The sequence below is a fragment of the Acidimicrobiales bacterium genome (assembly GCA_034521975.1).
GTDB lineage: Bacteria > Actinomycetota > Acidimicrobiia > Acidimicrobiales > SKKL01 > SKKL01.
On sequence record JAXHLR010000004.1, the window covers coordinates 110,905 to 133,794 of the forward strand.

The 22,890-nt window shown below is 69.6% G+C and carries 17 protein-coding genes; 7 read left to right on the top strand and 10 right to left on the bottom strand.

Features of this window, described 5'->3' with window-relative positions:
- Positions 1–33: 33 nt before the first annotated feature.
- Positions 34–4,665, top strand: coding sequence for a glutamate synthase-related protein (locus U5K29_04940; GenBank protein ID MDZ7677875.1), 4,632 nt, complete (start codon positions 34–36; stop codon positions 4,663–4,665).
- On the opposite strand, the gene U5K29_04945 is transcribed toward U5K29_04940, so the two are convergent.
- The 3 genes from U5K29_04945 to U5K29_04955 all read right to left on the bottom strand — a co-directional run bounded on the left by U5K29_04945 (position 4,652) and on the right by U5K29_04955 (position 7,197).
- Positions 4,652–5,062, bottom strand: a complete 411-nt coding sequence (locus U5K29_04945) for a hypothetical protein (GenBank protein MDZ7677876.1) — start codon at positions 5,060–5,062, stop codon at positions 4,652–4,654. The genes U5K29_04940 and U5K29_04945 overlap by 14 nt on opposite strands.
- A 10-nt stretch (positions 5,063–5,072) precedes the next feature.
- Positions 5,073–6,323: a DUF222 domain-containing protein gene (locus tag U5K29_04950; GenBank protein ID MDZ7677877.1), complete on the bottom strand. Its 1,251-nt coding sequence runs from the start codon at positions 6,321–6,323 to the stop codon at positions 5,073–5,075.
- Positions 6,324–6,465: 142 nt separating this feature from the next.
- Complete coding sequence (locus U5K29_04955) at positions 6,466–7,197, bottom strand: GntR family transcriptional regulator (GenBank protein MDZ7677878.1); 732 nt, start codon at positions 7,195–7,197, stop codon at positions 6,466–6,468.
- Positions 7,198–7,290: 93 nt separating this feature from the next.
- Here U5K29_04955 and U5K29_04960 point away from each other — a divergent pair, with 93 nt between their 5' ends.
- Positions 7,291–9,567 (top strand): aconitate hydratase, encoded by a 2,277-nt coding sequence (locus U5K29_04960; protein ID MDZ7677879.1) that lies wholly within the window; start codon positions 7,291–7,293, stop codon positions 9,565–9,567.
- A gap of 45 nt (positions 9,568–9,612) precedes the next feature.
- Positions 9,613–10,713 (top strand): ABC transporter ATP-binding protein, encoded by a 1,101-nt coding sequence (locus U5K29_04965; protein ID MDZ7677880.1) that lies wholly within the window; start codon positions 9,613–9,615, stop codon positions 10,711–10,713.
- Between the two features lie 23 nt (positions 10,714–10,736).
- On the opposite strand, the gene U5K29_04970 is transcribed toward U5K29_04965, so the two are convergent.
- The 4 genes from U5K29_04970 to U5K29_04985 all read right to left on the bottom strand — a co-directional run bounded on the left by U5K29_04970 (position 10,737) and on the right by U5K29_04985 (position 15,952).
- The gene (locus U5K29_04970) at positions 10,737–12,287 is read right to left on the bottom strand and encodes an iron ABC transporter permease (GenBank protein ID MDZ7677881.1); all 1,551 of its coding nucleotides are present in this window, start codon (positions 12,285–12,287) and stop codon (positions 10,737–10,739) included.
- A gap of 94 nt (positions 12,288–12,381) precedes the next feature.
- Positions 12,382–13,479, bottom strand: a complete 1,098-nt coding sequence (locus tag U5K29_04975; GenBank protein ID MDZ7677882.1) for an iron ABC transporter substrate-binding protein — start codon at positions 13,477–13,479, stop codon at positions 12,382–12,384.
- Between the two features lie 92 nt (positions 13,480–13,571).
- Positions 13,572–14,966 carry an HAD-IB family hydrolase gene (locus tag U5K29_04980; protein MDZ7677883.1) on the bottom strand — a complete coding sequence of 465 codons (1,395 nt, stop codon included), beginning with the start codon at positions 14,964–14,966 and terminating at the stop codon, positions 13,572–13,574.
- Positions 14,967–15,010: 44 nt separating this feature from the next.
- The gene (locus tag U5K29_04985) at positions 15,011–15,952 is read right to left on the bottom strand and encodes a LysR family transcriptional regulator (GenBank protein MDZ7677884.1); all 942 of its coding nucleotides are present in this window, start codon (positions 15,950–15,952) and stop codon (positions 15,011–15,013) included.
- Between the two features lie 281 nt (positions 15,953–16,233).
- Here U5K29_04985 and U5K29_04990 point away from each other — a divergent pair, with 281 nt between their 5' ends.
- Positions 16,234–17,580 (top strand): carboxyl transferase domain-containing protein, encoded by a 1,347-nt coding sequence (locus U5K29_04990; GenBank protein MDZ7677885.1) that lies wholly within the window; start codon positions 16,234–16,236, stop codon positions 17,578–17,580.
- A gap of 124 nt (positions 17,581–17,704) precedes the next feature.
- The gene (locus tag U5K29_04995) at positions 17,705–18,973 is read left to right on the top strand and encodes a citrate synthase (protein MDZ7677886.1); all 1,269 of its coding nucleotides are present in this window, start codon (positions 17,705–17,707) and stop codon (positions 18,971–18,973) included.
- A 29-nt stretch (positions 18,974–19,002) separates the two neighbouring features.
- On the opposite strand, the gene U5K29_05000 is transcribed toward U5K29_04995, so the two are convergent.
- Genes U5K29_05000 through U5K29_05010 form a run of 3 tightly spaced genes read right to left on the bottom strand, consistent with a single transcriptional unit; the run spans position 19,003 to position 21,255 of the window.
- Positions 19,003–19,785, bottom strand: a complete 783-nt coding sequence (locus tag U5K29_05000) for an FkbM family methyltransferase (GenBank protein MDZ7677887.1) — start codon at positions 19,783–19,785, stop codon at positions 19,003–19,005.
- Positions 19,782–20,756, bottom strand: coding sequence for an NAD(P)H-quinone oxidoreductase (locus U5K29_05005; protein MDZ7677888.1), 975 nt, complete (start codon positions 20,754–20,756; stop codon positions 19,782–19,784). Before U5K29_05005 ends, U5K29_05000 begins: the two co-directional genes overlap by 4 nt.
- Before the next feature lie 4 nt (positions 20,757–20,760).
- Positions 20,761–21,255 (bottom strand): GNAT family N-acetyltransferase, encoded by a 495-nt coding sequence (locus U5K29_05010; protein ID MDZ7677889.1) that lies wholly within the window; start codon positions 21,253–21,255, stop codon positions 20,761–20,763.
- Positions 21,256–21,325: 70 nt separating this feature from the next.
- Here U5K29_05010 and U5K29_05015 point away from each other — a divergent pair, with 70 nt between their 5' ends.
- Together U5K29_05015 and U5K29_05020 are read left to right on the top strand one after the other, a co-directional pair.
- Entirely contained in the window at positions 21,326–21,694 is a 369-nt protein-coding gene (locus tag U5K29_05015) for a DUF971 domain-containing protein (protein MDZ7677890.1), read from the top strand.
- Positions 21,695–21,699: 5 nt separating this feature from the next.
- A complete protein-coding gene (locus tag U5K29_05020) occupies positions 21,700–22,851 on the top strand; it encodes an acyl-CoA dehydrogenase family protein (protein ID MDZ7677891.1) in 1,152 nt (383 codons plus the stop codon).
- Positions 22,852–22,890: the final 39 nt, after the last annotated feature.

Here is a 22,890-nt window from a genome sequence, read left to right on the forward strand (position 1 = left end):
TCACACGAGCCGGTCGACCACCACGAGGTACGGATGCACGCGCCCAAACGAGAACTCGACGCCTGCGGCATCGGCTTTGCGGCCGACGCGAACGGCACCACCTCCCGCTCGATCGTCGCCGCCGCCCTCAGCGGGCTGGCCAACGTGAAGCACCGGGGCGCGGTCGCCGCCGACGCCCGCTCCGGCGACGGCGCCGGTCTGCTCACACCCATCCCCGCCAAGATCTTCGGTGCCGGCAACGGGGTGATGACCCTGTTCTTCCGCGGCGAGGACCCCCGGCCTGGGGTCGAAGCGGCCCTGGCCGAGGAAGGGCTGAAGCTGGTCGACTGGCGGGTGCCGCCCACCGACGACGACCACCTCGGCGACCTGGCCCGCGACTCCAAGCCCAACATCGTCCAGGTCGTGTTCGCCGGCCCCGAGGGACACGACGACGAACGCAGCGCCTACCGGCTCCGTCGACGGGTGGCGGCCACCTGCGCCGACGTGTACGTGGCGTCCTGCTCGTTCCAGACCATCGTCTACAAGGGACTCGCCGCAGCCGACGAGCTGGGACACTTCTACCCCGACCTGGCCGACGAGGCGTTCGAAGCTCACTTCGCCATCTTCCACCAGCGGTTCTCCACCAACACACTGCCCACATGGGAGCGCGCCCAGCCCTTCCGGATGCTGTGCCACAACGGCGAGATCAACGCCTTGTGGGGGAACGAGCGGCGGATGATCGCTCGCTCACGCCTGGGCACCGACGACGCCGGGCTCGGACCCGAGGAGCTGTTCCGGCCGGTCCTCGACCCCACCACCTCGGACTCGGGCAAGCTCGACGAGGCGCTCGAGCTGCTGGTGCGCGGCGGTCGCCACCTCGACCACGCCATGGCCATGCTCATCCCCGACGCGTGGGAGGCCGGTCGCGACCTGTCGGCCGAGGTCCAGGGCTTCTACCGGTACCACTCGGCACTGATGGAGCCGTGGGACGGGCCCGCCGGCGTCATCTTCACCGATGGCCTCAACGTCGGCGCCGCCCTCGACCGCAACGGGCTTCGTCCCCTGCGCTACCTGGTGTGCGACGACGGCCTGATCGTGTGCGCCTCCGAGGTCGGCGCGGTCGACGTCTCGGGGCGAGGCCCGGTGCAGCGTGGTCGACTCGGGCCCGGGCAGATGATGCTGGTCACACCCGAGGACGGAGGGGTGCGCTTCGACAACGAGGTCAAGGAGCGCCTCGCCACCCGCAAGCCCTACAGCCGTTGGGCGGCCGATGGCTTCCGCCGGCTCCCCCCGGGTGAACCGGTGCTCACCCCACCCGCCGACCTCGCCTCGCGCCAGGCCGTCCACGGATACAACAAGGAAGAGCTGGCCATGGTCATCAAGCCCATGGCCGCCGATGCCTACGAGCCCACCTTTGCCATGGGCGACGACACGCCGCTCCCACAGTTCGCCGACCGGCCGCGACCCATCCACCACTATCTCCGCCAGCGTTTCGCGCAGGTCACCAACCCGGCCATCGACCCCATCCGCGAGCGGGCGGTCATGAGCCTGCAGACCCAGATCGGGCCCCGGGCCCCGATCCTGACCGAGACACCGGCCGCCACCCGGGTGCTCACCCTGCCCTCGTTCTTCGTGTACCCCTCGGCGGTCGAGGTGCTGCACGATCCCAGCCGCAACCCGTTCCCGGTCTCCTACCTCGACGCCACCTTCTCCGCCGAACGCGGTCCAGCGGGGCTGCGCGAGACCATCGAGCGCCTCGCCGACGAGGCCAGCACCGCGGTGGCCGGAGGCACCGGCGTGATCGTCATCGACCACGGCAACATCTCGCCACAACGGGCACCGGTCCCGTCGTTGCTGTCAGCCGGAGCCATCCACCAGCGTCTCGTCGCCGACCACCTCCGCTCCGACACCAGCCTCATCGTCGTGGCCGACGACGCCCGCGACGTGCACCACGTCGCCTCGCTGCTCGGCTTCGGAGCCGACGCGATCTGTCCGCGCCTCGCGTTGCACACCGTCGGCGCCGAGGCCGACGACGACGACAGCGACGACGTCAGTCCCGAGGCCCAGTACAACTTCCAGGCCGCCACCGAGGCCGGAGTGCTCAAGATCCTGTCCAAGATGGGCATCTCCACCGTCGACAGCTACCGGGGGGCACAGATCTTCGAGGTCATCGGCCTCGGCGCCGAGGTGGTCGACACCTGCTTCACCGGCTCGACCTCGCTGGTCGGCGGTGTCGGGTGGGAGGCCCTCGGCGAGGACGTCCTGTGGTTGCACGACACGGCCTGGCCCGACGACGAGGACGAGCCGTCGATCCCCTCGCCCGGTTGGATCCGCGACCGCAAGGGCGGCGAGTACCACTCCAACTCCAAGGACATGGTCGAGACCATGCACGCCTTCACCGGAGCTGCCCAACCGGTGCGCGAGCGCCCGGCCAGAGCCACGCGCAACCCCGATCTCACCGCCACCGCCGATTCGTCCGACGGCGACGACTCGCCCAACGGCGGCGGCACCGACGAGGTCGCCGCGGCCGAACAGGGCGCCGAGCGCGACGCTGCGGCAGCCGCCACCGAGGCCGGCATGGAAGCCACACCCGAGCAGCTCGCCGACATGACCGAGGCCCACCTGCTCCAAGCCGCCATTCGCGGGGAGTCGCGCGACCTCTACGACGCGTTCACCCGCACCGTGAACGAACGTCCCGTCACCGAGCTGCACGACCTGCTCGAGCTGGTTCCCGCCTCCGATCCCATCCCCATCGACGAGGTCGAGCCCGCGACCGAGATCGCCAAGCGGTTCAGCACTGGCGCGATGTCCCACGGCGCGCTCTCCAAGGAGGCGCACGAGAACCTGGCCCAGGCCATGAACATCATCGGGGGCAAGGCCAACTGCGGCGAGGGCGGTGAAGACCCGTACCGGTACCGGACCCGCGGCATGGGCCGCGACGACAAGAACTCGCGCATCAAGCAGGTGGCCTCGGGTCGGTTCGGGGTGACCCCCGAGTACCTGGCCTTCGCCGACGAGATCCAGATCAAGGTGGCGCAGGGTTCCAAGCCCGGCGAGGGGGGCCAGCTTCCTGGCCACAAGGTCTCCGCCGAGATCGCCCGCCTCCGCCACACCCAGGAGGGCGTGGGGCTCATCTCGCCGCCACCCCACCACGACATCTACTCCATCGAGGATCTGGCGCAGCTCATCTACGACCTCAAGCAGGTCAACGCCGCCCATGTGTCGGTGAAGCTCGTCGCCGAGGACGGCGTGGGAACCATCGCCGCCGGTGTGGTGAAGGCGCTGGCCGACGTCGTGCACCTGTCGGGCGCCAACGGTGGCACCGGCGCCAGCCCGCTGTCGTCGATCAAGCACGCCGGCATGCCCTGGGAGCTGGGCCTGGCCGACTGTCAGCAGTCGCTGGTCGAGAACGGCCTGCGCAGCCGCACCACGTTGCGCGTCGACGGTGGCTTCAAGAACGGGCGCCAGGTCATCACCGCCGCGCTGCTCGGCGCTGACGAGTACTCGTTCGGCACCGCGGCCATGATCGCCGAGGGTTGCATCATGTTGCGGGCCTGCCACCGCGACACCTGCAAGCCCGGCGTCGCCACCCAGCGCCCCCACTTGCGGGCCAACTTCGTGGGCACCCCCGAGGGCGTCGCCACCTACTTCATGTTCATCGCCGACGAGGTCCGGGGATTTCTCGCCCAGCTCGGCCTGCGGTCGCTCGACGAGGCAGTCGGCCGGGTCGACCTGCTGCGCCAGCGCAGCACCGGCGACCCCAGAACCGACTCGGTCGACCTCTCGCCCTTGCTCATCGACGCGGCCGACGGCGACGCGCCCCGCCGCTTCGTCGAGCGCGTCGACCTGCAGGACCCACGAGCCGACCTCGGCGACCAGTTGCTGGCCGATGGGTTCCGCCCCATCTGGGACGGCGACGAGATCGACCTCGAGTACACGATCCGCAACCGGGATCGGTCCCTCGGCGCCGCGCTGTCGGGTGCGGTCGCCCTCGAGTTCGGCACGACCCCGCCCCGCGGGCGGGCCAGGGTCAAGCTGAGTGGCTCTGCCGGGCAGAGCTTCGGGGTGTTCCTCGGTTCCGGGCTCGAGCTCGACCTGACGGGCGAGGCCAACGACTACGTCGGCAAGGGCATGGGCGGTGGCCGCATCACGGTTCGCCCGCCCGCCGACGACGCCTCGCTGTCCCGGGGCACCCACGTCGACCACACGCCCGCGCTGGTGGGCAACACCTGCCTCTACGGGGCCACCGGCGGCGAGCTGTTCGTGGCCGGTGCCGCAGGCGAGCGCTTCGCGGTCCGCAACAGCGGCGCGGTGGCCGTCGTCGAGGGGGTCGGCGACCACGGTTGTGAGTACATGACCGGCGGCACCGTGGTGGTCATCGGGCGGATGGGCTTCAACTTCGGTGCCGGCATGACCGGCGGTCAGGCCTTCGTCTGGGATCCCCAGCTCGAGCGGCTCATCCGGCGGCTCAACGCCGATCTGGTCGAGGCGATCCGTCCCGATGTGGTGGCGCTCGACGACGCCAAGCTGCTGCTCGAGCGCCATGCCGAGCTCACCGGTTCGGCCCGTGCCGCTGAGCTGCTCGACGACTGGGACCGGATCGAGAACCAGATCTGGCACGTGGTCCCGCGCGACCGCACGAGCCGCATCGCGTCGGGAATCGCCCACCGGGTCACCAACGCCTGACCCGGTGAGCGTGGCCCGCGGTCAGGGCGCCGTGGTTGCGGCGCATCGAGGTCTGCTCCAGACGCATCGTCCCGGTGCGGTTGTTGCTCACGAAGAAGATGGCTTCGATGACGATCTCGGGTCCGGTGTCGTTGCGGATCTTGGCGGTCTCGTCCATGACGATGGTGACCGGATCGGGACCGCAGCCGAAGGCGATGACCCCACCCTTGGCCACGGTGTCGACGACCGCTCGGGAGGTGCAGCTCTCGGCGGTGCCGTTGCCGATGACGTGGTCGGGCGAGGTGGCGTCGGCTCCCCAGGCCTCGAGCGGGATGGTCGCCTGGCCGTTGGGTGGCTGGCTGGTGTTCTCCCAGTCGTCGGGCAGCGTCGGCAACGTGTGCCGCCTGTTGGGCGCCATCCCTGAGTGTCTATCCGCTGGGACCGCTCGGGTCTGCGCGGGGTGGTCGGAGGTGTCCGTTGTTGATGCGGCGTAGTTGGGTTCGGACTTTGGCGTCGGCGGGTGGGGGTCGGCTGGGGAGGCGGCGCCGGCCGTTTGGTGAGACGAAGGTGATCTCGCCGTTGGGGTTGCCTTGGATGGTCCAGTTGCCTTCGTGGACCAGGCGGTGGTGTTCCCAGCACAAGCCGACCAGGTTGTCGAGGTTGGTGGGTCCGCCGTTGGACCAGTGCGCGATGTGGTGGATCTGGCGGATCTTGCGCTCGCAGCCGAACCCGCGGCAGCAGATGTCGCGCCCGTGGACCTGGCGGCGTTGCCACCACGGGACCTGCTGGGAGGCGCGGGCGACGCCGACGGTGGCGCCGTCGGGGCCGTGCAGGGCGACCTCGACGCGGGCGTCACACATGGAGCGCATGACCCCTGAGTGGCAGAGGGCGAGGTCGCCGATGAAGCCGTTGCCGGGCCGGTCTTGGTCGACGACCGCGGACTCGGCGTGGATGACCACCGTGGCCCGGTCGGGAGCAGAGGCGGAGCCGAGTTTGCGGGTGGCCAGGTCATGGAGTGCGTCAGCACGCCGGGTGGCGATCGGTGCCCAGGAGCCCGTGGTGGGATCGGGTCCCCAACCCTCGGCGATCGAATCGAGTGCCTGGTTGATCGCCTCACCCTGGTCGAAGGGCAAGAACCCGCCATAGACCCATCCGCCGCGGCGGTGGTCGCGTCGCCACCGAAACGACCGGGCGGTGTGCGCGTCGTTCGCCTCATCGTCGGAGAGGGGTCGGGCCTGGCGGGCCATGAGCGCGATCTGGCGGGCAGAACGCCCGGGCAGCTCAGCCGCGAGGTCGGTGTCGTCCTCGGCGGTGGCGAACTTGGTGGCAGGCCGTATCTGGTCCCATGACATCGCCCCGGCCGCGTAGGCCTGGCGCAGAGCGGGCAGCACCTGCAACCCGGCGGCGACACGTTGGCATTCGCTGGCGTGTTCGCGGGCCAGGCCCAGGCGACCCACCAGCCACGGGGTGGTGCCGGTGGCGCCGTCGAGTTCGTAGTCGCCACAGGAGCTGGCGGCAGCGACCACATCCAACAACTCGGCATGGGTGGCCGCCATCATCGCCGACAGTTGTTCGATCGCCACCAGCCGCTCATCGGCGCTGGACTCGGCGTAGCGAGCCGCGTTGGGCGACAACACCATCGCCTCGATTGGCTCTGTGACCACTGTGGTCTGTCCCATCGGATGCCTCGACACGCTCGACCAACGAGAGGGAGCCGCAACCCGGCTCCGATGGGGAAGAACCACAGCCTATCGAACACACGTTCTGGTGTCAAGCACCCCCGCTCGTCCCTTCGACACGCCTCGTGGCTCAGTGTCGTGGCTAGTCGACCAACCGGAGGCCGGTGGGACTGATGGAGCCCGCCACGAGCGGCAGGTCGACCACGAACTCGGTGAGGTGGGCCGGGAAGACGTGTTCGCTCACCAGGACCGCTGCGCCCTCGGTGTCGCGGGTGACCCGGTCGCAGACCAGCACCGGCGATCCCAAGGGGATGTCGAGGACGGCGGCGTCGGCCTCGCTCGCCGCGCCCGCGCCGATCGTCTGGGTCGCCCCGCCGAGCGGCACGCCGATGAGGTCGTAGAACGAGCTGCGTTCGACGTCGGCACGCGACAGCTCGGACGCGAGGTGCTCGGGGCACCACACGGTGACGCGGGCGAAGGGCGCACCGTCAGCGAGATTGATCCGGCGCACCCGCAGCACCGATCCGGACCCCAGCACCTCGCTCACCGACGGCGGAGGCGCCATGAACCCGAAGTCGAGGATCTTGCGGACCGGGGCCGCTCCGGATTCGGCCAGCTGGGCCTCGATGGTGCCGAGCCGGCCGAGGCTCTGGCTGACCGGATCGACCGCGACGAACCACCCGAAGCCCTGGCGCGAGTCGACCAGGCCCTCCTGGCGCAACAGTTCGAGCGCCTTGCGGATCGTGACCCGGCTCACCTCGTGGGTCGCCGACAGCGTTGCCTCGCTGGGCAGCAGGCGACCGCCGGCGAGCTCGCCGGTCGCGATCTGGCGCCGGATCTCGTCGGCGATGGCTCGATAGCGGATCGTTCTCACTTGTCCTATACTTGTATCGTTTCGCGGTTCGGGCAAACGATCCGAACCGAGCATCGCCACCCGTCCGTCGAGTCGAACCAGAGGTCGCCCGCCATGGCTGTCGCCGCCAACACCCCCATCGAGCTCATCGAGCGCGTGTACAGCACCCTCGACGAACGCCTGGCCACCGGTCGCCGCCGCCTCGGTCGACCGCTCACCCTCGCCGAGAAGGTCCTGGTCAACCACCTCGACGACCCCGAGACCGGTGGCCTCGATCGGGGTGTCTCCTACACCGACCTGCGTCCCGACCGCGTCGCCATGCAGGACGCGACCGCACAGATGGCCCTGCTGCAGTTCATGACCGCGGGCCTGCCCGAGGTCCAGGTGCCCTCCACGGTGCACTGCGACCACCTGATCCAGGCCAAGGAGGACGGCAAGGTCGATCTCCTCGCCGCCCTGGACAACAACAGCGAGGTCTACGAGTTCCTCGAATCGGTGTCGGCCAAGTACGGCATCGGGTTCTGGAAGCCCGGCTCGGGGATCATCCACCAGGTCGTGCTCGAGCAGTACGCCTTCCCCGGTGGGATGATGATCGGCACCGACAGCCACACGCCCAACGCCGGAGGCCTGGGCATGGTGGCCATCGGCGTTGGCGGGGCCGACGCGGTCGACGTCATGACCGGCTTCCCGTTCAACGTGCGCTGGCCAAAGCTCATCGGCGTGAAGCTCACCGGCTCGCTCAACGGCTGGACCGCGCCGAAGGACATCATCCTCGAGGTCGCCCGCATCCTCACGGTCAAGGGCGGCACCGGCGCCATCGTCGAGTACTTCGGACCCGGCGCCGAGTCGATCAGCGCCACCGGTAAGGCCACGATCTGCAACATGGGCGCCGAGATCGGCGCCACCACCTCCATGTTCGGCTACGACGACGCCATGGCCCGCTACCTCAAGTCCACCGGCCGCGAGCAGGTGGCCGACGCGGCCAACGCGGTGGCCCACCACCTGCGGGCCGACGACGAGGTGCTCGCCGACCCCGAGCAGTTCTACGACCAGGTCATCGAGATCGATCTCGACACGCTCGAACCGCTGATCAACGGGCCGCACACCCCCGATCTGTCCCGCCCCGTCTCCCGTGTCGGCGGCGACGCCAGGCTCAACGACTGGCCCACCGAGATCAGCTACGCCCTGGTGGGTTCGTGCACCAACTCGTCCTACGAGGACATCACCCGTGCCGCGAGCATCGCCCGTCAGGCGGCGGCCGAGGGCATCACCTGCAAGACCGACCTGATGATCACCCCGGGATCGGAGCAGGTGCGCGCCACCATCGAGCGCGACGGCCTGCTCGCCGACTTCGAACGCATCGGTGCCACCGTGCTCGCCAACGCCTGCGGCCCCTGCATCGGCCAGTGGTCGCGCTCGGACGTGTCCGAGGGCGACGTCAACACCATCGTCACCTCCTACAACCGCAACTTCCCCAAGCGCAACGACGGCTTCTCCACCACCCTCGCGTTCGTGACCTCACCCGAGACGGTGGTGGCGTTGGCCCTCGCCGGCACGCTGGACTTCAACCCGCTCACCGACACCCTCACCAACGAAGCCGGCGATGAGGTCCTCCTCGCCGTCCCGGTCGGCGAAGAGCTCCCCGACCAGGGGTTCACCGCAGGCGAGAGCGGCTTCATCGCTCCGCCCGAGGACAGCTCCGGCGTGGAGATCGTCGTCAGCCCCGACTCCGATCGCCTGCAGCTGCTCGAGCCGTTCGAGGCGTGGGACGGAAACGATCTCGTCGAGCTGCCGGTGCTGGTCAAGGCCACGGGCAAGTGCACCACCGACCACATCTCCGCCGCCGGACCGTGGCTGCGCTACCGCGGGCACCTGGAGAACATCTCGGGGAACCTGTTCCTGGGCGCGGTCAACGCCTTCACCGGCGAGGCCGGCCAGGGCAAGGACATCACCGACGGCGAGACCCGTCCCTACCCCGAGATCGCCCGGCGCTACCACGAGGCCGGCATCGCCTGGGTGGCGGTCGGCGACGAGAACTACGGCGAGGGCTCCTCTCGGGAGCACGCCGCGATGGAACCCCGCTTCCGGGGGGCCAGGGCGGTCCTCACCCGCAGCTTCGCCCGCATCCACGAGACCAACCTCAAGAAGCAGGGCGTGCTGCCGCTGACCTTCGCCGACCCGGACGACTACGACAAGATCGGCGAGGACGACCGCATCTCGATCCTCGGTCTGGCCGAGCTGGCTCCCGACACCCCGGTGCAGGGCCGCATCCACCACGCCGACGGCACCACCACCGACATCACCCTCGACCACACCCTCTCGCCCGACCAGATCGAGTGGTTCCAGGCGGGCAGCGCCCTCAACATCATCCGCCGCCGCACCACCGGCTGAGCACCGATTGCCGCGGTGGAGCGACCCGTCGCTAGGCTGTGAGGTATGCCGAACATGACCGCAGCGGTCGGCGAGCGGGAGCAGGAGACCGCACTCCCCCGCGCCGAGATCACGGTCACCGGCCTGTCCAAGTCGTTCGGCTCGACCCCGGTGCTCCACGGCGTCGACCTGACCATCGAGCCGGGTGCGACCGTGGCTCTGCTCGGTCCGTCGGGGTGCGGCAAGACCACCCTGTTGCGCACCATCGCCGGCTTGGAGCGCCCCGACAGCGGCCGCATCACCATCGACGGAGAACTGGTCTCGGGCCCCAACACCGACCTGGTGCCCGAACGCCGACGCATCGGCATGGTCTTTCAGGACTGGGCCCTCTTCCCCCACATGTCTGTCGGCGCCAACGTCGGGTACGGCCTCGACAAGAGCGAGCGTCGTTCGGGACGCGTCGAGGAGAGCCTCGAGCTGGTCGGCCTCGGCGGCTTCGCCGGTCGCATGCCCTCCACGTTGTCCGGTGGCCAGCAGCAGCGGGTCGCGTTGGCCCGAGCGCTGGCACCGAGACCCCGTGCCATCCTGCTCGACGAGCCGTTCTCCAACCTCGACACCACGCTGCGGGTCCAGGTGCGCACCGAGGTCCATGCGCTGCTCTCGCGACTGGGCATCACCACCGTCTTCGTCACCCACGACCAAGAGGAGGCGTTCGTGCTGGGCGACGAGGTGGCAGTCATGAACGACGGCATGATCCTCCAGCAGGCGTCACCCGCGGCCATCTACGACGCGCCCGCCTCGCGATGGGTCGCATCCTTCGTCGGAGAGGCCAACCTGCTCCACGCCGACGCCCAGGGAGAGCTCGCAACCACCCGGTTGGGCCCGATCCCGCTGCGCCGGCCCACCCACGGCCCCGTCGAGCTCCTCCTGCGGCCCGAACAGCTCCTCGTCGAGCCTGTGCGGGACGATGAGATCGCCGATCCGGCCAGCACCGGCACGGTCGAGCTCATCGAGTTCTACGGGCACGACTGCGTGGCGATCGTGCGCTTCGACGACGGTGGCGAGCTGCGCACCAGATCCCCCGGCGCGCCGCGGGTCCGCCGAGGCGAGCGTGTGACCGTGCACCCGCCGCAGGTGGCCACCGTCGCCTTCGATCCGGCTCGCTGAGCCGACCGCGGCGACATCCCCGGTCACTCGCTGTCGGACTCGCGGATGACCAGGACCGCCATGGGCAGCGCCGAGAGCAGGACCAGCGCCAGTGCCGGTGCGGCCGCTCGGGCGAAGAACGCCTCGACGGTGGCGTTGTACACCTGGGTGGCCAGGGTGGGATATCCCGTCGGTGCCAGCAGGAGCGTGGCCGGCAGCTCCTTCATGCAGGTGAGGAACACCAGGGACGCGCCAGCCGCAAGACCGGGTCGGGTCAGGGGCAGGGCGATGCGTCGGAACGTCTCCAGCGGGCCGGCACCGAGCAGCCGCGAGGCCTCCTCGAGCGACGGCGTGACCTGCAGCATCGAGGTCCGCAGTGCGCCGATGGCCTGCGGGAGGAAGAGGACGACATAGGCGAAGGTGAGCATCCACAGCGTCTGGTAGAAGGGCGTGGCGACCCGGGCGCCGAAGAAGACCAGCGACAGGGCCACCACGACCCCCGGCAGGGCGTACCCGGACCACGACAGGCGTTCGACCCCCCTGGCGAGCTGGCCGGGCCGGCGGACCGAGAGCGCGGCCACCGGCCACGCCGCGGCGGTGGCCACCACGGCACCGAGCAGCGATGCCCTCACGCTGTTGAACATCAGCTCGGTGGTGAGCCGCAGCGGCTCGCCCGCGCTGAGCCCCCGAACCAGCCAGTAGCCGATGATCCCGAGCGGCAGGACGAGGGCGACGACCACCAGGGCCACGCAGGCGGCGACGGCCACGCACCTCCACCGGCCGAGCTCGATGGACGAGATGCGCCGGGCACCGCTTCCGTGGAGGCGGTGGAAGTGCTCGCTGCCCCTCGTGCGCTGGTCGACCATCAGCACCACGATGGTGAGGATCACGAGCATGAGGCCGTAGACAGCGACGGTGGACATGTCGAGCGACGCCCGGTACCGGACGAAGATGACACGGGTGAACGAGTCGAAACGGAGTAGCGAGACCGCACCGAAATCGCTGAGCGTGTACAACGCGACCAGCAGCGCCCCGGCGGCGATCGAGGGGCGGAGCTGGGGAAGCACGACCCTCACGAAGGTGCTGAGCCGACCGTGGCCGAGCGTGCGGCTGGCCTCTTCGATGCTGGGATCCATGCGCCGGAGCGCGGCCCTCACCGTGATGAGCACGTACGGGTAGGTGAACAGGGTGAGCACCAGCCAGGCACCCCAGAACCCGTAGATCGACGGCAGACGCTCGACCCCCAACGGCTCCAGCCAGCCCTGGACCAGACCGCGGGGCCCCAGCGCGCTGACAAAGGTGTAGCCACCGACATAGGTGGGGATGGCCAGCGGCAGCGCGGTGATCACGACCCACGCCCTGCGCAGGGGAAGGTCGGTGCGCGCGGTGAGCCAGGCGAGCGGCACCGCGATGGCGACGGCGGCGGCGGTGACGGCGACGGCGAGGAACGTGGTGTCGCGCAACAGCTCCAGGGCCCGGTCCGACGTGGCGATGTCGAGGGCTCGCCCGAGCCCGACCTCGGAGACCTGGAGGACGAGATAGGTGAGCGGGAGCGCCGCACCGGCCGCGACCAGCAGGCCGAGTAGCACCAGCACCGGCGAACCCCGAGGGCGGCGAGGGGCGGGACTCGCCGACGAACCCGGCGCGCCCAGCGCGTCCGGGTTCGTCGGCAGCGTGGAGGTCACGCCCCTAGAGTGCTCCGACTTCGGTCAGGAGTTCCAACGTGCCCTCGAGATCCTCGAGCCGGTCGAGGTCGATGTCGGGGAGCGTCAGCGAGTCGAGATCGGGCAGCTCGGCCGCGGGTTCCACCCCATCGACCACGGGGATCTCGTAGGTCTCCTGAGCGAAGTACTCCTGGGCCTGCTCGGACAGGAGGAACTCGATGAGCTCCAGCGCGAGGTCCTGCTGGTCGCTGGTGTCGACGATGCCCGCACCGGCCACGTTGATCAGGGCCCCGGGGTCACCACCGGAGTAGAACTTGTTGGCCGCAGGGTAGTCGGCGTCCTCAGCCAGGAACCGGTACAGGTAGTAGTGGTTGACGAACCCGACCTCGACCTCGCCGGCGGCGACGGCCTCGACGGTCGCGGTGTTGTTCGTGTACTCCTGCGCGTCGTTGGCGACCATGCCGGACAACCAGTCGCGAGCGCCGTCCTCGCCCTCGAGGACCCGCAGCGCGGTCACGAAGGCCTGGAAGGAGCCGTTGGTGGGGGCCCACCCGACCCGGCCGGCCCACTCCTCGTCGGTGAAGTCGAGGATCGAATCCGGGAGGTCGCTCTCATCGAGCATCTCGGTGTTGTAGACCACGACCCGGGCCCGACCCGAGAGCCCGATCCACTGGCCCTGGGTGGAGCGCAGCGACTCGGGGACCTGGGCGAGGACGTCGTCGGGGAGCTCGGCCAGACGACCCTCGGAGGCCAGCGCACCGAGGGCTCCGGCGTCCTGGCCGTAGTACAGGTCGGCGGGAGAGTTGCCACCCTCGGTGATGATCAGCCCGGCCATCTCGGCGGTGTCGCCGTAGCGGACGTCGACGTCGATGCCGGTCTCGTCGGTGAACATCTCGAGCACCGGACCGACCAGCTCCTCGCTGCGTCCGGAGTAGACGACCAGGGTGCCCGACGCCTCGTCGTCCCCGTCGTCGTCACCACCCTCATCGGTGGGTGCCGTCGAAGTCGTGGTGCCGGCGGCGTCATCGCTGCCGTCGTCGCCTCCGTCGTCGTCATCGCCGCATGCCGCTCCGAGGAGGGCGACGACGGTGAGTAGGGCGATCAGCTTGAGAAACCTGGACATGGGGAGCAACCTCAGAGGAGAGGGGATTAGGGCTACCTAATAGGTGGTTAGGTGACCCTAACTCATCACACGCGGGTCCCCTGTGTCAAACCTCAGCCACCGTCCGCGGCACCGTGGCCCGGCGGGAAGGTGCGTGCCAGCTCGTCGGCGCTGGGCTCGCGCCACACTCGAGCCTCGTCGGGCAGCAGAGCGACGATGGCGTCCATCATCGCCCTGGTGTCGGCATCTGGATCCGACCGCCCCAGTTGGATGGGCTCGCCCACCCGTATCCGCACCGTGGGCGGGCTGGTGATGTTCAACACGTTCGGAAGCCGCGACGACCGCGGCCACACCCGTTCGGTGCCCCACAGGCCGAGCGGCACGACCGGCGCTCCCGACATCGCGGCCAGGCGGGCGGCTCCCCACCGGCCCTTGAGCACCGGATCGAAGAACTCGCGACCGCGGGGGATGGTGCCCTGGGGCAGGACCGCGACCAGCTCGCCACCGGCCAGCGCCGATGCGGCTGCTTCGAGCGGCTCGTCGGACCCGGATCCCCGCTCGACCCGGATCCCCCCGAGCGCTCGCGCCAGCTGACCGACCAGCGGGGCGTCGAACACCTCCTTCTTGCCCAGGAACCGCACGGGCCTCCCCCGTTTGGCCATGGCGAACGCGATGGCGATGGGATCGAAGTAGCTGCGGTGGTTGCCAACGATGACGGCCGGTCCCGACTCGGGGATGTGCTCGGTGCCCGCGATGTCGAAGCGGGCATAGGGGATCAGCTCGGGTCGGGCGAAGGGCAACATCAGCCGCTGTGGCTCGACGCCGGCGAACTTGGGCACCCCGGGTGGCACGTCGAAGTAGAGCACCGGCCACCGCCTGGCGACGGCGTACACGCGAAGTCGCGGATCGGGGTTGACCGCATGTGGTCGGCCGGCGGCGTTGAGCAGTGGCAGGTCATAGAAGCTGTCGGAGTAGGCGTAGCTCTCGGCCAGGTCGACGTCCGCCTCGTCGGCCCACGCCCGGACCGCCGCCAGCTTCCCCTTGCCCCAGACGAACTCTCCGTCGATCTCGCCGACGTATCGACCCTCGGATGCTCGGTAGCGGGTGGCGACGACGGCATCGAACCCCAGACGTTCGGCCAACGGCTCGATCAGGTCGTGAGGGGTCGTCGTGGCCATCACCAGCAGCCGACCTTCACCGCGGTGGTGTTCGATCACCTGGTGGGCGAAGGGGGGCACCGCCTCGGCGAGGACCTCGGCGGCGACCGCGCCCGCGGCCCTGACCGCGTCGCGGCTCCATCCCGCCGATGCCTTGGCCGCCTGGCGGGTGAGCATCATGCTCGGCCTGGTCTCGCCGATCAGGTCGAAGATGCGATAGATCACCCCCTCGCCGGGGACCGATCGGTCGCCGATGAGGCCCTGATCGCGCAACGCACTGGTGATGGTGGGCCCGCTGGCGCCGACCAGCAGGGTGCGGTCGAGATCGAAGACTGCTGCCGCGCGTGCCATCCGCGAATGCTAGGAGGTTCGCGGCGTGGACGACCCGCAGCGCTTCAACCCGGGTCGAGGGCGGGTACCGGACCGCCGTCGACCGACTGGATCCCGCTTCGCCTCGCCAGCTGGTCGGCCACGACACCCAGCACGCCGTCGCGCACGACCTGGGCCGGCATCGACAGCAAGGTCCGGCTGCGTCGCACCAGGCCCACGGTGCGAGGTGGGAGATCGTCGATCGCCACGATGGTCCAGTCGCCACCGACGTAGCTGGGCGCAGCACCCGACGGGATGATCGCGGCCCCGAACCCCTGGAACGCGAGCGAGGCGAGGAGCCGCATGCCGTCCACCTCGGCCTGGGCCCGCAGCTTCACACCGAGCTGATCGGCCACCCGGTCGAGCTCGTCACGGAAGGCGGTGCCCGGCGGCGCCAGCAGGAGGTCGTGCCCGGCGGCGTCGGCGAGCGCGATCCGCTCGCGGGCCGCCAAGGGGTGGCTCGCGGGCGCCACGAGGACGCGGTCCTCCTTGAAGAGCGGTTCGACGACCACACCGGGCACGTCGAGCGGCAGGTTGATGAGAGCGAAGTCGATCAGCCCGTCGAGCACCTGGGGCACCAGTGACGTGGTCACCGCGTCGAGGATCACCGGGCGCACCAACGGGTGATCGCGGTGGATGACGTCGACCAGCCGCGGGACGAGCCACCGTCCGACCGTGCCGATGACACCGACGCGCGCGGTACCCGCGATGACCTCTCCCATCGAGGCGACGTCGACGGCCATGGCCTCCAGCTCGGCCTGCACGCGTCGGCCGCGTTCGACCACCGCGGTGCCCTCGTCGGTGAGACCACCGGTGCGGCGGTCGACGAGGATCGCCCCCAACTCATCCTCGAGCCGGGCGACGTGGGTGGAGACGTTGGACTGCACGGTGTGCAGGGCGCGGGCCGCCGCCGAGAAGGTCCCGTGGTCGGCCACGGCGATGAGGGCGGCAAGCTGTCGGAGGTCCATCTGTTGAAACGATAGCAACTATCGGGCACAACTGCTGGACAGATCATGTGCGTGCCTTCACAATGGGACTTACATAAGCCGAGGACGAGCCCTTCCCCCCAGGGCCCCTCGAGCCGGCGACGATGGTTTCGGTCCCCCCTTGAACCCGTCGCCCGAACAGGACTGGTCTCCCCCGACCGGTCCTGTTCCCGTTTTGGGGCGAGTCGCCTCCCCGGCCCCGACCCCTCCCCCGATCCCGGCGGCGCGGTAACGATTCGCCGGCATGCCTGGTCGCATCACCCGTGACCGTCTCGCTTCCCCTGCGCGCCCGAACGCCCGGCAACATCTCCGCCCACGTCTCGGAGCTGGCGGGACGTCCCGTGGTGCTGGTCGAGTCCGACGCCGGCATCCGCCGTGGCGCGCTGCGTCCGGCCGACGGACAAGACATCGAGTTCGCGGCCAGGGCGGCGCGCGAGGCCAAGGTCCCGCTGGTGCTGCTGCTGGCATCGAGCGGCGCCGACATCAACGAGGGCGTGGCCGCGCTGCACGGATGGGGGCGAGCCGCCCGTGAGGTGGTTGCCGCCTCGGGCATCGTGCCGGTGCTCGCCGCCGCGACCGGCCCCGCGGTGTCGGGCCCCGCCTTGCTCCTTGGACTCAGCGACCACGTGGTGATGACCGAGTCGGCCTATGCCTTCATGAGCGGTCCGGCCATGGTCCGCGAGTTCACCGGGGTGCCGATCACCACCGCCGCCCTCGGCGGACCCGCCGCCCATGCGCGCTCGAGCGGTCTGGCTTCGCTGCTCGTCGCCGATCGGGAGGCCGCCCTGGATGCCATCGGCGACCTGCTCTCGTACCTCCCGTCCAACAACGACGAGCTCCCGCCGTCGTGGCCGGGCGACGATCCCCCCGACCGGCCCACCCCCGAAGCGGCCACCATCATCCCGTCGACCTCGACGGGCAGCTACGACGTGCGCGACGTGATCCGGAGCCTGGTCGACGATCACGAGCTGCTGGAGCTACGGGAGGGCTGGGCCCCCAACCTCGTCACCGCGTTGGCGACGATCGACGGCCGTCCCGTCGGCATCGTCGCCAACCAGCCGCAATACCTCGCCGGCACCCTCGACATCCTCGCGTCGCAGAAGGGTGCCCGTTTCGTCGCCTTCTGCGACGCGTTCAACCTCCCCATCATCACCATGATCGACACCTCCGGCTTCTACCCGGGCAAGGATCTCGAGTGGCGGGGCATGATCCGCAAGGGCGCCCAACTGGCGTTCGCCTATGCCCGGGCGACGGTCCCCCGCATCGCCCTCGTGATGCGCAAGTCCTACGGCGGCGCCTACATCGTCATGGACTCCAAGTACATGGGCAACGACCTGATGCTGGCCTGGCCGACCGCGGAGATCGCCGTCATGGGCGCGCGCCAGGCCGGCGAGATCCTCTACCGCCGGGAGACCCCCGAACGGCGGGCCGAGCTCGAGCGCGACTACGAGGAACGGCTGCTGAACCCCTACGCCGCCGCCGAGCGGGGCTCGATCGACACGGTGATCGAGCCCGCGGAGACGAGGCGAGAGATCGCCTCCGCCCTCTCGGTGCTGGAATCGAAACGCGAGAAGGTGGTCGGGCGTCGCCACGACAACCATCCGCTCTGATCGTGCACGACACGTCTCGGACGTAGCCCCCGGCCAGGAGCGATACCCTGGCATCGGAACCTCACATGCGCAGACCGCGAACGTCCGGCCCACGAGGGCCCACTGTCGAGTTCAGGGAGTACGGGTGGCTGAGTCAGTAACGATCACCGACAACCGCACGGGCGAGTCGATCGAGATCCCGATCGAGAACGGCGGCATCGACGCCGGACAGTTCCAGAAGCTGCTACCGGGCACCTGGTTCTTCGACCCCTCGTTCAGCGCGACCGCAGGCGCGGCCAGCGCCATCACCGACCTCGACGGCGAAGCCGGCATCCTGCGCTACCGCGGCTACCCCATCGAACAGCTCGCCCAGCAGTCGACCTTCCTCGAGGTCGCCTACCTCCTCGTCCACGGCGAGCTCCCCTCCGCTGCGCAGTACGACACCTGGCAGCACGAGATCACCCATCACACGTTCATCCACGAGAACGTCCGCAAGCGGTTCATGGAGGGCTTCCACCACGACGCCCACCCCATGGGCATCCTGGTCTCGGCCATCGCCGCCCTCTCCACCTTCTACCCCGAGGCCAAGAACATCGACGATCCCGATGTGCGCATGAAACAGATCGTGCGGCTCATCGCCAAGATGCCGACCCTGGCCGCCGGCGCCCACCGCTTCAGCGTCGGGATGCCCTTCGTCTACCCCGACAACGACCTCGACTTCCCCTCCAACTTCTTGTCGATGATGTGGAAGATCGCCGAACCTCACTACGAGGCCGATCCGGTTCTCAGCCGGGCACTCGACGTGCTGTTCATCCTCCACGCCGACCACGAGCAGAACTGCTCGACCACCGCGATGCGCACCGTCGGCAGCAGCCACGCCGACCCCTACTCCGCCACCGCCGCCGCCTCCGCCGCGCTGTACGGGCCCCGCCACGGCGGAGCCAACGAGGCCGTCATCCGGATGCTCAACGACATCGGCTCCTACGAGAACGTCGAGGACTACGTCAAGGGCGTCAAAGCCGGCGAGCAGCGTCTCCAGGGCTTCGGTCACCGCGTCTACAAGAGCTATGACCCCCGGGCCAAGATCATCAAGGAGACCGCCGACGCCGTCTTCGAGGTCACGGGCAAGAACCCGCTGCTCGACATCGCCCTCAAGCTCGAAGAGGTGGCGCTCTCCGACGACTACTTCACCAGCCGCAAGCTCTACCCCAACGTCGACTTCTACTCGGGCCTGATCTACCAGTCCATGGGCTTCCCGCTCACCATGTTCACGGTGCTCTTCGCCATCCCCCGCACCGCCGGATGGCTGGCCCACTGGCTCGAGTCGCTCCAGCAGAACAGCCGCATCGTGCGACCCCGCCAGCTCTACACCGGCACCGACGTCCGCGAGTACGTCCCGATCGACCAGCGCTGAGGACCACGCCCGGCGGCGATGACCCGGCGCTAGCGGGGCGCCTCATCGGAGGGTTCGGCACCGGTGGGGATGAACAGCACGTTGTTCACGTAGTCGGGACCGACCAGGTCGTCGAGGTGATCGAGCTGGTGGCGTTGGACGTCGAACTCGGACAACGGGTGCCACCGGCCCCGGTGAAGGAACCATCCCTCATAGCCCTCGTCGATGACCCGAGCGAACAGCTTGGTCAGGGGTTCGTCGAGATGGCGCTGCTCGGCTTCCATGAGCAGACGTGGCCGGTCACGGCGGATCAGGGTCGAGGCGCCGTCGATGACGGCTCGCTCGTGTCCTTCGACGTCGATCTTGATGAAGCCGACATCGACCACGTCGAGATCGTCGAGGCGGATCACCTCGACGTCGTGGACGATCGCGGCTCGGGCGGGGTCACCGTGCAGGGACGCGAGCGCGTTGGCCCCGTGACGTCGCTCGGGGAGGCAGAGCTGGGCCCGACCAGGCGCATCGGACACGGCAGCCTCGATGACGGTCACGTTGGCCGGCACCACCTTGCGGAGGAAGGCCGCGAGGTCGGGTTGGGGCTCGATGCAGGTCACGTGGGGGACCCGCCGCGACAGCTCCCTGGTCCACGGTCCGAGCCAGCCACCGACGTCGATGGCGTTGCGGCCCGCCGGCACCATCTCGGCCAGTCGCGACAGCTCGGGCTCCTGGCGGCGGTAGATCAGCGGCAGCAGGCGGAACACGACCGGATCGGGCAACAGGTCGACGACCTTGGACTTGAGCCGCGCTCGGCTGGTGGCCGCCGGTGGAGCGGTCACAGCTCGACCACGATCTTGCCCACGTTGGCGTTGGACTCCATGTGACGGTGCGCGTCGGCGATCCGCTCGAGGGAGAAGCGGCTGTCGATCACCGGGACCAGCGCTCGCGACTCGAAGAGGGGCAGCATCTCCCTGGCGAAGTGCTGGGTGACCGAGATCTTCTCCTCGATGGGACGTGACCGCAGGACGGTGCCGATCAGACTGGCTCGCTTGGGGAGCAGCGCACCGAGGGGGAAGGTGGCGCTGGGGTCGCCCATGACCCCCACCTGGATGATGCGGCCACCGACGGTCAGCGCGTCGATGTTGCGGGCGAGGTACTCGCCCCCGACGACGTCGAGGACCACGTCGACGCCGCGGCCCCCGGTGAGATCCTTCGCCGCCTCGACGAAGTCGTCGGCGGTGTAGTCGACCACCCGGTCGGCGCCCAGGGCGCGGCAGGCCTCGAGCTTGCCGGTGCTGGCGGTGACGATGATGGAGGCACCGATGGCCTTGGCGATCTGGATGGCGGCAGTGCCGACCCCCGAGGCTCCGGCATGAACCAGTGCCACCCGACCAGCGGTGAGACCACCCTGGCGCACCAGCGCGTCCCATGCCGTGATGAACACCTCGGGAATGGCGGCGGCGTCGGCGAGATCGACGGTGGAGGGCACCGGCATCAGCTGACGCTCGTGGACGGCGATCCGTTCGGCATAGGCGCCACCACCGACGATGCCCATGACGGCATCGCCGACCGCCCAGGCCCTGGCTCGTGACCCGACCGCCGCGACCCGCCCGGCCAGCTCCATGCCCGGGATCTCGTGGTCCATCGGCGGCCCCGGGTAGCGCCCTCTTCGCTGCAACAGGTCGGCCCGGTTCAGGGCAGTGGCAGCGACATCGACCAGCACCTCGTCGGGCCCGGGGACGGGGTCGGCGACCTCGGCGACGGTGAGGACATCGGGTTCGCCGTGCTCGGTCAGCACCACCGCGCGCATGGGGTCAGCTCCTTGAGTCGAGGTGCATGCGGTAGCCGAGCAGCTCGATGCCCGGTGTCGGCCACCAATCGAGGTTGGGGTCGCGCTCGAATCCGAGCTTCTCGTACATGCGGTGCGCGGCGGTCATGGTCAGACCCGAGTGCAAGATGAGCTCGGTGCGACCAGCGGCGATGGCCCGCTGCACACATTCGAGGGTGAGGGCCTCGCCGACACCCTGGCCCTGGGCATCGGGACGCACCGCCAGCATGCGCACGCCCGCCGCGTGCTCGGCGTCGAACTCCGCGTAGGGCGACGCCCGATCGGGCACGTAGGTGACACCGCCGAGCAGTCTCCCGTCCTCGTCGACCGCCACGAACACCTCGGCACCTGCCACCCGCCCCGCCACGTCTCGCAGCTCCGGCTCGTACTCGTCGTCGACGTGTCCGATGCCGAGGTAGGCGGCGACGGTGATGTCGGCGAGCTCGGAGTGCTCCTCGTCGCGTACCGGTCTGATCTCCACACCCACGACGCTAATCGACCCACGACGGGCTCCGGACAGGGTGGCACCCGGAGCGTGAGATGATCAGAGGGTGGGAAACAGCGAGGTTCGCGACATCACCGTCAACCGCGAAGGTGGCGTCGACATCGAGTTCATCGACGGACACCGTTGCACCTTCGCCTTGGAGGAGCTGAGGCTGGCCTGTCCGTGCGCGTCGTGCCGCGGCGCCCGCGACAAGGGACAGGCGCCGTGGCCGACGCCGCGATCGCCTCAACCGCTCACCATCACCGACGCCGAGCTGGTCGGCGCATGGGGCTTGTCGATCACCTGGAACGACGGCCACTCCACCGGCATCTACCCGTGGGACTCGCTTCGACGGTGGTGCGAGCAGGGACGACCGGACTACCCGCCCGACTCGGGCCTCGGCGGGGTCGGCGGGTCGGCCCCCGAAGGAGCCTGAGCCACATGGACTTCGCCTGGTCACCCCGATTGCTCGAGCTCGGCAAGGAAGCAGCCGACCTCGCCCGGCGCTGGACCGCCGAGCATCCCGACGAAGTCCGCGACGACAGCTGGATCGTCGGCAACTCGACCGAGTTCGCTGCCGAGCTCGCCCGCAGGGGATGGCTGGGCATGACCTGGCCCGAGTCCGAAGGGGGTGGTGGTCGGCCCCCGATCGAACGGCTGGTGGTCTTCGAGGCGCTCATCGCCGGAGGTGCGCCCGTCGCGAGCTGCTGGTTCGCCGACCGCCAGATCGGGCCCACCTTGCTCGAGTTCGGCTCGGCCGAACAGCGGGCCCGGTGGCTACCGGGGATCATCGCCGGCGAATCGCTGTGGTGTATCGGGATGAGCGAACCCGACGCCGGATCCGACGTGGCCGCCATCGGCACCCGAGCCCAACGACGCGGTGACGACTGGATCGTGAACGGCCAAAAGGTCTGGACCAGTGGCGCCGCCCTGGCCGACTGGTGTTACCTCATCGCCCGCACCGATCCCGATGCCCCGCCGCACAAGGGGCTGTCCGAACTGGTGGTCGACATGCGCTCCCCCGGGGTCGAGGTCCGTCCGATCGTCGACGCGGTGGCCAACGAGCACTTCTGCGAGGTGCACTTCAACGAGGTGGTGGTGCCCGACTCGCACCTGGTGGGGGCGGAGAACGGCAGCTTCGGCCAGGTCATGCGCCAGATGGAGCACGAGCGGGGCGGGATCGACCGACTGGTCAGCAACCGAGCGCTGTACGACGACGTGGTACCGCTGGCCGACCACCGCGATCCCCTCGTCCGCCAGGAGATCGCCGCCATCGAGACCGGCTACCGAATCGGTCGGTTGCTGGTCGTCCGCGAGGTGCTCCGGCAGGGGCCGCGTGGCTTCTCCGCGGCGACCAAGACCTTCTGCACCGAGTTCGAGCAGCGTGTCGCCGACTTCTGTGGCCGGGTGCTGGGCGCGGGCACCACGGCGTGGGACGCCGACGACATCGATCGTCTCGCTGCGAGGACGGCCCGCAACATCTGCTACGCGCCGGGCTACACGATCATGGGCGGCACGACCCAGGTGCTGCGCAACATCCTCGGCGAGCGGGTGCTCGGGCTCCCCCGCGAACCCCGTCCGCCGAGGGCGTAAGGCGAAGTCGTGGTGGCACCGGCGCGCGCGGGGGTGGTT